This is a genomic window from Streptomyces sp. NPDC052225 (assembly GCF_040679615.1).
In the GTDB taxonomy this organism is placed as follows: Bacteria; Actinomycetota; Actinomycetes; order Streptomycetales; family Streptomycetaceae; genus Streptomyces.
The window spans coordinates 23,936-36,506 of sequence record NZ_JBFAVD010000005.1 but is presented as its reverse complement, the minus strand read 5'-3'; the positions used below and the strand labels follow the sequence as shown (position 1 = coordinate 36,506).

At 72.9% G+C, this 12,571-nt stretch carries 9 protein-coding genes; 5 read left to right on the top strand and 4 right to left on the bottom strand.

Annotated features, from left to right (window positions below):
* Positions 1 to 86 precede the first annotated feature (86 nt).
* From AB0L37_RS09620 to AB0L37_RS09605, 4 genes are read left to right on the top strand one after another with little or no spacing between them, the layout of a single operon-like run.
* Entirely contained in the window at positions 87 to 986 is a 900-nt protein-coding gene (locus tag AB0L37_RS09620; protein ID WP_365502182.1) for a DUF2877 domain-containing protein, read from the top strand.
* Positions 983 to 2,545 carry an acyl-CoA synthetase FdrA gene (gene fdrA / locus AB0L37_RS09615; RefSeq protein WP_365502180.1) on the top strand — a complete coding sequence of 521 codons (1,563 nt, stop codon included), beginning with the start codon at positions 983 to 985 and terminating at the stop codon, positions 2,543 to 2,545. The genes AB0L37_RS09620 and fdrA overlap by 4 nt, the downstream gene beginning before the upstream one ends.
* A gap of 8 nt (positions 2,546 to 2,553) precedes the next feature.
* Positions 2,554 to 3,999: a DUF1116 domain-containing protein gene (locus tag AB0L37_RS09610; RefSeq protein ID WP_365502178.1), complete on the top strand. Its 1,446-nt coding sequence runs from the start codon at positions 2,554 to 2,556 to the stop codon at positions 3,997 to 3,999.
* Positions 3,996 to 5,336, top strand: coding sequence for a cytosine permease (locus AB0L37_RS09605; protein ID WP_365502176.1), 1,341 nt, complete (start codon positions 3,996 to 3,998; stop codon positions 5,334 to 5,336). Before AB0L37_RS09610 ends, AB0L37_RS09605 begins: the two co-directional genes overlap by 4 nt.
* Here the strand turns inward: AB0L37_RS09605 and AB0L37_RS09600 are convergent.
* Positions 5,287 to 7,113, bottom strand: a complete 1,827-nt coding sequence (locus AB0L37_RS09600) for an AMP-dependent synthetase/ligase (protein WP_365502722.1) — start codon at positions 7,111 to 7,113, stop codon at positions 5,287 to 5,289. The genes AB0L37_RS09605 and AB0L37_RS09600 overlap by 50 nt on opposite strands.
* A gap of 109 nt (positions 7,114 to 7,222) precedes the next feature.
* Entirely contained in the window at positions 7,223 to 8,053 is an 831-nt protein-coding gene (prcB, locus tag AB0L37_RS09595) for a proteasome subunit beta (RefSeq protein WP_365502173.1), read from the bottom strand.
* A gap of 55 nt (positions 8,054 to 8,108) precedes the next feature.
* Here prcB and AB0L37_RS09590 point away from each other — a divergent pair, with 55 nt between their 5' ends.
* Complete coding sequence (locus AB0L37_RS09590) at positions 8,109 to 8,849, top strand: Mut7-C RNAse domain-containing protein (RefSeq protein ID WP_365502171.1); 741 nt, start codon at positions 8,109 to 8,111, stop codon at positions 8,847 to 8,849.
* On the opposite strand, the gene AB0L37_RS09585 is transcribed toward AB0L37_RS09590, so the two are convergent.
* Together AB0L37_RS09585 and AB0L37_RS09580 are read right to left on the bottom strand one after the other, a co-directional pair.
* Entirely contained in the window at positions 8,831 to 10,363 is a 1,533-nt protein-coding gene (locus tag AB0L37_RS09585) for an ABC transporter substrate-binding protein (RefSeq protein ID WP_365502169.1), read from the bottom strand. The two genes, AB0L37_RS09590 and AB0L37_RS09585, sit on opposite strands and share 19 nt — an antisense overlap.
* On the bottom strand, positions 10,354 to 12,381 hold the full coding sequence (locus AB0L37_RS09580) for an ATP-binding protein (RefSeq protein ID WP_365502167.1): 2,028 nt from the start codon (positions 12,379 to 12,381) through the stop codon (positions 10,354 to 10,356). Before AB0L37_RS09580 ends, AB0L37_RS09585 begins: the two co-directional genes overlap by 10 nt.
* Positions 12,382 to 12,571: the final 190 nt, after the last annotated feature.

Genomic DNA, 12,571 nt, shown 5'->3' with positions numbered 1-12,571 from the left:
TATGGGAGCGAGAATGGTATACCAATATCCGTACAGCGGAACCGCCACGGCCGCCAGGCCCGGACAGCGAGGGAGGAGGCGCACCGATGTGCCCGGACCGGCCGACCAGCCTGCGCGTCACCTCGGCGGACGCCAGGCTCCTGCGGAGTCTCGCCGTGATCGCAGGCCGCGGGCGGGTCCACTCCGTCTTCCGCCGCGTGGTCAACCTGCGCACCCCGCACGGTGAGTTGATCGCCCTCGGCGCCCGCGGGACCGGTGACGCCCCGCGGACGCTGGTCACCGAGATGGTCGACTGGGCGCGTGCGGGCCTCGTCGCGGAGCAGCCCGTGACGTTCGCCCTCGCGAACATCACCCTCGGGGCACCCGGCCGCACCCTGCTCCTGGAGACGGCCGGCGCCCGCCCCTGGGACGCCGCCGCCCCCGCGCTCGGGCACCTGGCACCGGCTGCCCGCGCCGCCGCGGCCGGCCTCCTCGACGACCTCAACCGCCGCCATGGCGAGCCGGGCGGCATGCTCGGCGCGAGCCCCGGCGCGGGACCCATGGAGACCGCCGTCGTCCACGCGCTGCACGACGGCCGCGCGGCGCTGCTCGCCGCGCTGCGCGCCGGGGACGACCGGGGTGTACGGCGCGGTGTCCTCGCCCTGCTCGGCCTCGGCCCCGGGCTCACCCCGGCCGGGGACGACTTCCTCGTCGGGCTCGTCCTGGTCGCCCCTGACCGCCTCGCACCCGTACTCCGCGACGTCCTCGCGGCGTGTCCGGCGCGCACCACGGACCTCTCCCGCGCCACGCTCGCCGAGGCGGCCGACGGCCGGGCCAGGGCCGAACTCATCGACGTACTGCGGCGGTTGGCCAACGGCCGGCCGCCGCGGGAACTGCACGTTCCTGTCCGCAAGGTGCTGGCCGTCGGCCACACCTCGGGCAGCGACACCCTGTCCGGTCTCGTGGCCGGGCTCCGTCTGGAAGAAGAACTGCGAGGTTCGCTGTGAGCACCACAGCAGTCGTACGGAAGAACACGTACTTCGACTCCGTGTCCCTGATGTCCGTCTCGACCAGGGCCAACGGCCTGGACGGGGTGGAGCAGGCGTTCACCGCCATGGGCACCGAGATGAACAAGGGGGTCCTGGACAATCTGGGCCTGCTCACCGACGAGCTGCGGGACGCGGGCAACGGCGACCTGATGATCGTCCTCGTCACCGCCGAAGGCGCTGACGAGGAGGCCCTGTTGGGCCAGGTCGAGGACCTGCTCCGGCGCAAGGCGCCCGCCTCCGCCGAGGCCGGCGCCGTCACGCACCGCACCCTCCCCGGCGCCGCCCGCGCCATCGAGGGGGCCAACCTCGCCGTCATCGCGGTCAACGGCGCCTACGCCGCCCGCGAGGCCCGCAAGGCGCTCGACAACGACCTGCACGTGATGCTGTTCAGCGACAACGTCAGCGTCGAGGACGAGCTCGCCCTCAAGGAACTCGCCCACGACAAGGGCCTGTTGATGATGGGCCCCGACTGCGGCACCGCCATCATCAACAACGTCGCCCTGTGCTTCGGCAACAAGGTGCGCCCCGGCACCGTCGGCATCGTCGCCGCGTCCGGCACCGGCTCGCAGGAGGTCAGCGTCCGCGTGCACGCCCTCGGCGGCGGCATCTCGCAGCTGATCGGCACCGGCGGCCGCGACCTGAGCGAGGAGGTGGGCGGCATCATGATGACCGACGGCATCCGCGCCCTCGCCGCCGACGACGCCACCGACGTCATCGTCCTCGTCTCCAAGCCGCCGGCCCCGTCGGTCGAGAAGAAGGTCCTCGCCGAGGCCGCCGCCGCGGGCAAGCCCGTCGTCGTCTACTTCATCGGCGGCTCCGAGGACGCGGTCGCCGCCGCCGGCGGGCACTTCGCGGGCAGCAGCCTGGACGCGGCCCGGCACGCGGTGCGCCTCGCCGGGATCGAGGCGACCGCCACGGCCACCTTCGACGCCGGTGCCGCGGCCGCCGCAGTCGTCGACCGTTTCACCGGTGAACAGCGGTACGTACGCGGCCTGTTCTGCGGCGGCACGCTCTGCGACGAGACGATGTACGCGGTCCGCGACGCGGGCGCCGACGTCTTCAGCAACATCCAGAAGGACCCGGCGTTCCGGATCGGCGCGAGCGACGCGTCCACCGGCCACACCTTCCTCGACTTCGGCGACGACGACTTCACCAACGGCCGCCCGCACCCGATGATCGACCCGACCCCGCGCCTGGAGCGTCTCGTCACCGAGGCGAAGGACCCCGAGGTCGCCGCGATCGTCATGGACTTCGTGCTCGGCTTCGGCTCCCACGAGGACCCGGTCGGCACCACGCTGCCCGCCGTCGAGGAGGCCCAGCGCATCGCGCGGGAGGCAGGACGCCACCTGGAGATCGTCGCGTACGTCCTCGGCACCGACCTCGACACCCCGTCCGTCGCCGCGCAGACCGCCGCCCTGGAGGCCGCCGGAGTCACCGTCACCCACAGCAGCACCGAGACGGGCGCCTACGCCCGCGAGATCGCCGTCCAGACCGCCGCCGCACGGAAGGCCAAGTGAGCAGCGCCATGAGCACCCCCGCAGAGAACACCCCCGTACAGCGGCTCTTCGCGAGCCCTCTCAGCGTCGTCAACGTCGGCCTCGCCATGTTCGACGAGGACATCGCCGCGCAGGGCGCGCAGGTCACCACCCTCGACTGGACCCCGCCCGGCGGCGGCAGCGTCGAGGCGGCCGCCGCCCTGAACGCCCTGGACGACCCCACCCTCGCAGCGAAGATCGAGGCCGCCAACGCCGAGGCCGTCGAGCGCATCATGGCCGCGCGCCCGATGCTCGTCGGCTTCGGCCGCGCCCTCGACGTGGTCCCCGGCATGACCCCGACCACGATCCTGCACGCGGGCCCGCCCATCTCCTGGGACCGGATGAACGGCCCGATGAAGGGCGCCGTCACCGGCGCGCTCGTCTTCGAGGGGCTCGCCGCCGACCTCGACGAGGCCGCCGCGCTCGCCGCCTCCGGGAAGATCACCTTCAAGCCGTGCCACGAGGCGGACTCCGTCGGCTCGATGGCGGGCGTCACCTCCGCGTCGATGTACGTGCACATCGTGAAGAACGAGACGCACGGCAACACCGCCTTCACCAACCTGTCCGAGCAGATGGCCAAGATCCTGCGGATGGGCGCCAACGACCAGAGCGTCATCGACCGCCTGATCTGGATGCGGGACGTCTTCGGCCCGATGCTGGAGGAAGCCGTCGGGTTCACCGGCCCGATCGACCTGCGGCTGCTGCTCTCGCAGGCGATCCACATGGGCGACGAGGCCCACAACCGCAACGGCGCGGGGACCCTCCTGCTCTTCCAGGCGCTCGCCCCCGGCCTGCTCCAGTCCTCCTTCACCACCGAGCAGAAGAAGGAGGTCTTCGACTTCATCGCGAGCTCCGACTACTTCTCCGGGCCGACCTGGATGGCCATGGCGAAGGCCGCCCTCGACGCGGCGCACGGCATCGAGAACTCCACGATCGTCACGACGATGGCGCGCAACGGCGTCGAGTTCGGCATCCGCGTCTCGGGCCTGCCCGGACAGTGGTTCACCGGCCCCGCGCAGCAGGTCGTCGGCCCGATGTTCGCCGGGTACAAGCCCGAGGACTCCGGCCTGGACATCGGCGACAGCGCCATCACGGAGACGTACGGCTTCGGCGGCTTCGCCATGTCGGCGGCGCCCGCGATCGTCGCGCTCGTCGGCGGCACCGTGCAGGAAGCCATGGGCTGCACCCGCGACATGGGCGAGATCACCACCGCACAGAACCAGAACGTCACCATCCCCGCCCTCGACTTCCAGGGCCTGCCCACCGGCATCGACGTCCGCAAGGTCCTCGACACCGGCATCCTGCCGGTCATCAACACCGCCATCGCCCACAAGGAAGCGGGCATCGGCATGATCGGCGCCGGCATCACGCACCCGCCGGCAGAGGCGTTCGTCAAGGCCGCGCTCGCCCTCGCCGGGATAGGAAACGCGCCGTGAGCAGAGACACCGCCGAGGCGGCGGGCCAGGCCCTCGACGCGGAGTACGAGCACTCCCCGGTCCCGGCCGACAGACGCAAGTCGCTCCTGACGGTCTCGGCCGTCTGGTTCGGCTTCCCGATGATCCTGACCAACGCCGTGCCCGGCGGTGTGGTCGTCGCGATGCTCGGCTTCTGGCGCGGACTCGCCGCCATCCTGGTCGCGAACCTCGTCATGCTCGTCTACGTGGGTCTGCTCAGCCACCGCGCGGGCTCCACCGGCGAGAGCTTCTCCCTCCAGGCCACCCGCACCTTCGGGCGGGCCGGATACATCGTGGCCTCGGCGTTCCTGGCGACGATCGTGGTCGGCTGGTTCGCGTTCAACACCGGCGCGACCGGCGCCACACTGCACGCCTCGTTCGACTGGAACGAGCAACTCGTCTCCGTCCTCGCCGGGTTGGGCTTCATCGCCCTGACCTGTCTCGGCATCCGCGCCCTGTCCTGGCTGGGCGCGGTCGCGGCCCCGCTGTTCATCGTCGCGGGCGTGACGGCGCTCGTCCTCGTCGCCCGCGACCACGACCTGGGCGACGTCTTCTCCTACGAGGGTGCGTCCGGCGGCTCGGCGATGACGTTCGGCGTGGCCGTCTCCACGATCATGGCGACGTTCGCCGACTCCGGGACGATGACGGCCGACTTCACCCGCTGGTCGAAGAACGGCCGCCAGGCCGTCCTCGCCACCGTCAGCGCCTTCCCGGTCGCGAGCCTCGTCGCGCAGATCACCGGCGGCCTCGTGGTCGCCGCCGGAGCCATCGCCGCGCCCGCGGTCTCGGGCGGCGACTTCCTGCCGATCCTGACGGGGGAGGGGTCGACCGCGCTGAACGTGCTCGCCGCCGTCTTCGTCTTCGTCAACCTCGGCTCGGTGTGCAGCCACTGCCTGTACAACGGCGCGCTCGGCTGTTCGCACCTGACAGGCCGCACGATGCGCCTGATGACGGTCGTCCTCGGCGTCGTCGGCACGCTCGCCGCGCTGGCCGGCGTCTGGGACCACTTCCTGGACTGGCTCGTGATCCTCAGCGTGTTCGTGCCGCCGCTCGGCGGTGTGCTGATCGCCGACCAGTTCTTCGCCCGCGGTGGCCGCGCGGCGATGGACAGCCGGCCCACCGCCACCGTCCGGCCCACCGCCTTCGGGGCCTGGGCCATCGGCGCGGCCGCCGCGGCCGTGGCCCACTGGTGGGCGCCGCAGCTGGCCGACGCGGTCACCGGCCTTGTCGTCGCCGTTCTGGCCTACGCCGCGCTCGAACGCCTGCCGGTCACTTCGCCGCGTACAGCTCCTCGATCTCCCGCGCGTACGCCGCGATGACCGCGGAGCGCCGCAGCTTCAGCGACGGAGTGAGCAGCTCCGGGGACGAGCCGAACTGGTCCGGCAGGATCCGGAACGCGCGGACCGACTCCGCCCGCGACACCCGGGAGTTGGCCCGCGACACCGCCCGCTGAATGTGCCCGCGCAGCTCGTCGTCGTCGAGGAGCTGCGCGGGCTCGCTCGGCGGGCGCCCCTTGAGGATCTGCCAGCTGGCGAGCGCCTCGGGGTCCAGCGTGATCAGCGCGGTCACGTACGGCCGGTTGTCGCCGACCACGACGCACCCCGAGATCAGCGGATGGGCGCGGAGCTGCTCCTCCAGGGTCTGCGGCGACAGGCTCTTGCCGCCGCTCGTGATGATGATGTCCTTCTTGCGGCCCGTGATGACGAGATAGCCGTCGGCGTCGAGGTGCCCGAGGTCGCCGGTCGCGTACCAACCGTCGCGCAGCGACTCGGCGTTGGCCTTCGGGTCGTTCAGGTACCCGGCGAAGACCACGTCGCCCGCCACCCAGATCTCCCCGTCGTCGGCGATGCTCACCGCGTTGCCCGGCAGCGGCCGGCCCACGGTGCCGTGCCGGACCGCGCCGACCGGCTGCGCGGTGACGGCCGCCGTCGTCTCGGTGAGCCCGTACCCGTCGTACACGGTGATGCCGCAGCCCGCGAAGAACAGTCCGAGATCGCGGGCGAGCGGGGAGCCGCCCGACACCGCGTTGCGCACCAGGCCGCCGAGGACCGCGCGGACCTTGGCGTAGACGAGCCGGTCGTACACCCGGTGCTGCACCCGCAGGCGTGGCCCCGGGCCGGGACCGGTGCCCGCGGCACGCTCCTGGACCCGCGCCGCGTAGCGCACCGCGACCCGCACCGCCCGCTCGAACAGTGCGCTGTGACCGCTCTGTTGGGCGCGGAGCCGGGCCTTGCCGAAGATCCGCTCGAAGATGTACGGCACGGCATACAGAAAAGTGGGCCGGAACGCTTCCAGGGCAGGGAGCAGGGAGTCGGGGGAGAGCTCCGGCTGATGCGCGAGGTTGATGCCGCCGCGCACCGCGCTGACCACGACCATCAGGCCGTAGCAGTGCGCCAGCGGCAGAAAGGCGAGGATCCGCGGCTGCACACCGGACGGCGCGAGCAGCACACCCCAGCCGGCCAGGAGGTTGTCCGTCTCCGACGCCAGGTTCCTGTGCGTGATGACGCAGCCCTTGGGACGTCCGGTCGTGCCGGACGTGTAGCAGATCAGCGCCGTGTCCTCGGGACGTACGGAGTACCGCAGTTGGTGCACGGCGGCCTCCTCGACCGCCTCGCCCGCCGACGACAGGGACGCGATCGCTCCCGCGTCCAGCTCCCACAGCCGGGTCAGGTCGGTGCGCGTCCCGTAGGCGGCGGCGACCGTCATCGCGTTGTGCTCGTTCTCGACGACCACGCCGACGGCCCCGGTGTCCTGGAGGATCCACCGCACCTGTTCACCGGACGACGTCGGGTACACCGGAACCACCACCGCGCCGATGCTCCACAGGGCGTAGGCGACGAGCGTCCACTCGTAGCGGGTGCGCGACATCACGACGACCCGGTCACCGGGGCGCACACCGTCGGCCGCGAACCCGCGCGCGACGGCGGTCACTTCGCGGCAGAAGTCCGCCGCGGTCACCGGGACCCACCGCTCCCCGGGCCCCGGCACCGAGAACTGGACGCGCCGCGGGTCCTCGAGGGCCGTCGCGAAGACGGAGTCGGCCAGACCCCCCGAGGCGAGGGGCTCCACCAGGCGGGGCATGTCGAGTAGCCGCATGGGTGTGCTCATCACTCCCTGTCGCACCAGTGATCGGTATCGGTAGGGAAAGGTACCTCCCGGCCGCACGTTTCGCGCCGCCCGTGCGGCCGGAAAGGGAGCGGCCGGTTCACAGCAAGGGCGCGTTGGGGCCTTCCGGCGCCCCCTGACGGGCGGCCACCACCGCTTCCGCCGAGGCGCGCACCTCGTCCTGCGACAACTGCCGGTAGCCGTCCTCCGTGACCAGCGCCACCGTCGGGAAGATCTCCCGGCTCAGATCGGGCCCACCGGTCGCCGAGTCCTCGTCGGCCGCGTCGTACAGCGCCTGCACCGCCACCGTCGTCGCGTCCGCCGCCGACAGACCCGGGCGGTGGAGCTTCTTCAACGCCCCGCGCGCGTACGGGGATCCGGACCCGTCGGAGTGGAAGCCGGCCGCCTCGTACGGGCCGCCCGTGACGTCGAAGCTGAAGATCCGGCCCAGGCCGCGCGCGGTGTCGAACCCGGCGAGCAGCGGCACCACGGCGAGGCCCCGCATCGCCTGCGCGAGATGGTCGCGGACCATCGCGGCGAGCCGCTGCGCCTTGCCGTTGAGGGTGAGCGCGCGGCGCTCCAGCTTCTCGTAGTGCTCCAGCTCCAACTGGTAGAGGCGCACCAGCTCCTTGGCGAGCCCGACCGTGCCCGCGAACGCCACCGCCGTGTGGCTGTCGGCGGAGCCCACCTTCTCCAGATCCCGCTGCGCGATCACGTTGCCCATCGTGGCGCGCCGGTCGCCGGCCATCAGGACGCCGCCGTCGAAGGTCAGGGCGAGCACCGTCGTGCCGTGCGGGACGTCGTGCACCGGGCCGCCGAGCTCGCGGTTCCAGGGCAGGGTGTGCGGCGCGACGCGCTCGACGAGACGGGTGAACGACGAGGAGCTGCTGTCCAGGAACTCCGGCGGCAGCCCCGTGCTGTACTCGGTCATGCGCTCTCGCCTTCTGTAGGTCGGAACGACGGTTCCATCATGGCATTCTGTCCCGATGAACCGTCCGGAGATCATCGTCCAAGTCGCCCCGGAACTGGGGCTGTTCGTCCCTCATGCCCGCCGGGGCGGCGTCGCCGCACCGCTCCTGACGGACGGCGTCTCCACGCTCGGCCACGTCGTCGAGTCGCTCGGGGTGCCGATGACCGAGGTCGGGGCGCTCGTCGTGGACGGCCGCGAGATCGCCGCCGGACACGTCCCGGCCGCCGGCGAGCACGTCGAGGTGCGCCCCGTCGCCCGCCCGCAGCACGTCCCCGGCGCCCCGCTCCGCTTCCTCCTCGACGTCCATCTCGGCACCCTCGCGCGGCGGTTGCGGCTGCTCGGCGTCGACGCCGCCTACGAGGCCACCGACCTCGGCGACCCGGCGCTCGCCGCCCTGTCCGCGGCCGAGCGGCGCGTCCTGCTCAGCCGCGACCGCGGCCTGCTGCGCCGCCGCGAACTGTGGGCCGGCGCCTACGTCTACAGCGACCGCACCGACGACCAACTCCGTGACGTTCTGGGCCGGTTCGCGCCCGAGCTGCGACCGTGGACCCGCTGCACCGCCTGCAACGGCCTGCTCACCGAGGCCCGCAAGGAGGACGTCGCCGACCGTCTGGAGGGCGGCACCCGCGCCACGTACGACGTGTTCGCGCGCTGCACCGCGTGCGAGCGCGTGTACTGGCGCGGCGCCCACCACGACCGCCTGGAGGCGATGGTCGCCCAGGTGCTGAACGAGGCCCCTTACGGTCGCAGCACCTGACGGAACGTGTACGTGCCGCTCGGCTCCATCCGCACCAGCGCCATCGGCTTGCCGTCGGGGTTGCCGTCCGAGCCGAAGGAGAGCGGCCCGCTGATCCCCGACACCGCCTTGCTGCCGCTGAGCTGGAGCAGCATCTGGAGCGTGGCGCCCGGGTTCACCGGGCCCTTGCCGTCCGGCCCGGCCGCGTTGCGCACCGCCACGCCGAGCGTCCACACCGCGTCGTGGCCGAGGATCGACTGACCGTCCTCCAACGCCTTGCGGACCGCTTCCGCGCTGCCGCCGAACTCGGCACGGTACAGATCCACGAAGTCCGGCAGCGGATCGTTCGGCTTCTCGTACAGCTCGCCCGCGAGCGCCGGGTGGCCGAGCGCCGTGTAGAGGACGGTGACGCGGCTGTCCTGCCACTGCGTACGGAACTTCGCGCGCCGTGCGTCGCTCTCCAGCGAGCCGTAGTACGCGCCGAGCGCGTCGTCGCCCGTGATCAGCGTGACCGCGCAGCGGCGGTCGGGGGCCGACATGGAGTTGATGAAGTTACGGATGTTCAGACCGCGGCCCGCGAAGAACACCGCGTCGGGCGCGAGGTCGCACACCTTGTCCGCCACCGACGAGAACGCGTTCGTGACGCCGTCCACGCCCGACAGGTACTCCAGCGGCGCACCCTCCAGCTTGAGGCCCTTGGCCTGCGCGGCCCGGGTGAAGGAGCGCGACAGGGAGGTGTTGTAGATGTCGTCGGTGTTGCGGTCGCGGATGACGGCCACCTTGTAGCCGGGGTGCTTCTTCTGCTGCTCCCGCAGGTAGTTGACGGCGCCCGCGGCCTGGTCCCGGTTGGGCGCCGACACCCGGAAGAACCCGGCGTGCGCCGCGTCGGACAGCTCGTCCGCGGTGACCGTCGCGCCCATCATCGGGATACCGGCCTCGCGCAACGCGTCGACCGCGTCCTGCGTGCCGCCCCGGCTCTGCCCGAACCCGGCGACGCCCACCACGTGGTCGTCGCCCTTGGAGCGGTCGATGAGGTCCTGTGTCAGCCGCTTCCACTGCTCGGAGCGCAGCCCCAGATTGCCGACGAGGAGCCGGATCTGGGGCAGGTCGCCACGGCCCGCGCCGAGCTCCGGGTCGTTCAGCTCGCGCTGCGCGAGATACGCGCCGAGCAGCTCGGAGCGGAGCCCGTACTTGGCCTCCTCCTCGCCCGGCACGGTCGTCAGCGGCTCGGCGTACACCACGGAGACGTACTTCTTGCCGGACTTCTCGACCCGCGCGTTCTCCGCCGCGATCTTGCCCATGACGTCCTTGAGCGAGTCGGCGAAGACGAACGAGCCGTCGGAGACGCCGATGCACTCGTCGCGCGGCCCCGTCTGATGAATGCCCGGCGCGCACGTCTTGCCGAGGTCGGCGCCGTCGTCGCCGAGCCAGGAGAACAGGCCCCACCCGGCGCCCGCGAGGACGACGACGGCCGCCAGGGCCCACGGCCAGATGCGCCGGCGCGGTCGGCGCGGCTGGAACGGGTCTACCACCACGGTTTCCTCTCGTACCGCTGGGCCATGCGCAGCAGCACATGGCGGTCGTGCTCGTCGCCGATGGGACGGCGCAGGGTGAGGAACTCCTCGGCGATGTCCGGGTACAGCTCCGCGTACGGGTCGCCCAGCGGGTCCGCGTACGGCGGCGGCTCGCCGTCGGGGCGCGGGTGCGCCGTGATCCAGCCCGCGGTGAGCAGCCGGGTGATCGCCCGGCGGGCCGCGTCGCCCTCGGCCACGCCGACGAGCCGCTCGTAGCGCTCGCGGGCCGACTCCGGCAGGGCGCCGTGCCAGCGGGCCGGGGCGCGCTGGATCCAGGCGAGATCCGCGCACCACTGGTCGGCGCCGGTCTCGTCGAACCGCTCCCTCAAGTAGTCGATCGCGGCCGGGAGTTCACCGAGCGCGAGGTCGTGGTAGGCCGCCGCGCGCAGATCGCCGCGGGCCCGGGCGGCCGCCCGCAGCGCCCGGTGCGCGCCGGTCCAGGTGCCCGCGTCGTCCTCGGCGCCCGGCGCCGCGTCGAGCCGGCGGAGCAGCAGGAACCGGGTCAGGCGGGGGAGCGCGGGCAGCGCCTCGTCGGGTTCCTGCACGGTGCGCAGGTCGTCGGCGCTGAGGTTCACGAACTCGCGAAGGACCGACTCCTGCCCCTCCCACAGCGCGTCGCAGGTCTCGGCGCGGCCGAGGGTGAGGGCGGCGGCCGCGCGCGGCAGGACCCGGGTCAGCTGCGCCGAGCAGTCCCGCAGCAGCCACTCCAGGAGCGCCGGGGCCGCCGACACGTCGGGCGCGGGCAGCACGCTGCCGTCGACCGGGGCGAGGCACTGCCGTACTCGCTGGTCCCACGGCATCTCGGCGGGCATCCGGCGCAGCACGTCCAGAACCTGGGCGGTGCCGGCCGGGTGGCCGCGCGTGATCTCGTGGACGATCCAGCCGAGCCACTGCACCGAGTTGTCGGCGGCGGGCAGCACCGAGTCGACGGGCAGCCGGTCGAGCGCGGCGGCGGCCTGCTCCTCGACCTCGCGGCGGTCCAGGTCGCGCAGCCGTCCCGCCCGCAGCGGCCCGGTGGCGAGCGGCGTGAAGTCGCCCGATCCCTGCCAGCTGGCGCGGTAGTCGGGGCGCCGCCCGCTGCCGGTCTCCGCGCGCACCAGGGCCTCGGGGCGGCGCCGCGCCGTCGCGACGACGAGCAGCGGGTCGGGGCGCCGGGCCCGCTCCCGCGCGTCGAGCAGCAGATGCAGGAAGGACTCGCCGACGGCGCTGTCCGCGTTGTCGAGCAGCGCCAGGCAGTTCGTGGTGCGCTTGCGGTCGGCGTGCGCCGTGGCGTAGGCGCCGCGCAGGTCCGCCAAGAAGGCGTCCAGGAGGACGCGTTCGGCCTCTTCGCGCTGGGCCGGGTAGCCGTGGTACAGCCGGTTCACGCCGACCAGGAAGTCCGCGGTGGCGCCCCGTCCCGGGCCCGCCGCGGACGTCTCGGCGAACCGGCGGCGCAGCCGCAGCCCCCGCCACGAGCGCAGCCCGCCCTGCACCAGCGGTACGACGGCCGAGGTCCAGCCGGGCAGCCCCGCCACCTGCGCCGCGGTGTCGGCGAGGCCGAACAGCTCCTCGTAGCTGTGCTCGCGCGCCCGGCCCTGGCGCAGCGCCTCCGCCATCTCGCGCACCGCCCGCTCCCGGCTGCGCGCGTCGACCGCCGTGCCGACCGCGGCGAGCAGCGAGCCGAGCGCGGGGAACGACAGGGTCGGCAACTCGTCGCGGTGCGCGCTGAGCTGGAAGGCCAGCTCGGTCAGGACGTCGATCCGGGTGCCGCCGCGCTCACTGATCGGCTCCAGGTCGAGGGCGGCCAGCGGCACGCGCTGCGCCCAGCCCCGCAGATGCGCGGTGAGCGTCGACTTGCCGCTGCCCCGGGCCCCGAGCAGGACGAGCGCGGGCAGCGGGCGCAGCGGACCCTGCGGCCGGTTCAGGCTCTCGGCGACGCGGCGGCGCACCGCGGCGTCCCGCTCCGACCGGCCGGCTCTGTCGCCTGTCGCGGCAGCCACCCCACTCCCCCCACTGGGCACACGGGTCCCGCGAACAGCGTGCCGGAACCTCGGGAACGTATCAATTCCCGTTCCTCGTAAGGGTATTCGGATCTCCGCCGTCGTCCGTGGGCTTTTCGCGAGGTGGGGCGCCGACCGTCCGCCACACCATGATCGGATACGCTGCCGCTTCTTTCCTGTGATGGCATGT

Excerpts from the sequence above, each read along its gene's own strand:
- AB0L37_RS09620 (WP_365502182.1), top strand. The coding sequence starts at position 87 with ATGTGCCCGGACCGGCCGACCAGCCTGCGCGTCACCTCGGCGGACGCC.
- AB0L37_RS09610 (WP_365502178.1), top strand. The coding sequence starts at position 2,554 with ATGAGCACCCCCGCAGAGAACACCCCCGTACAGCGGCTCTTCGCGAGC.
- AB0L37_RS09600 (WP_365502722.1), bottom strand. The coding sequence starts at position 7,113 with ATGCGGCTACTCGACATGCCCCGCCTGGTGGAGCCCCTCGCCTCGGGG.
- prcB (WP_365502173.1), bottom strand. The coding sequence starts at position 8,053 with ATGACCGAGTACAGCACGGGGCTGCCGCCGGAGTTCCTGGACAGCAGC.
- AB0L37_RS09590 (WP_365502171.1), top strand. The coding sequence starts at position 8,109 with ATGAACCGTCCGGAGATCATCGTCCAAGTCGCCCCGGAACTGGGGCTG.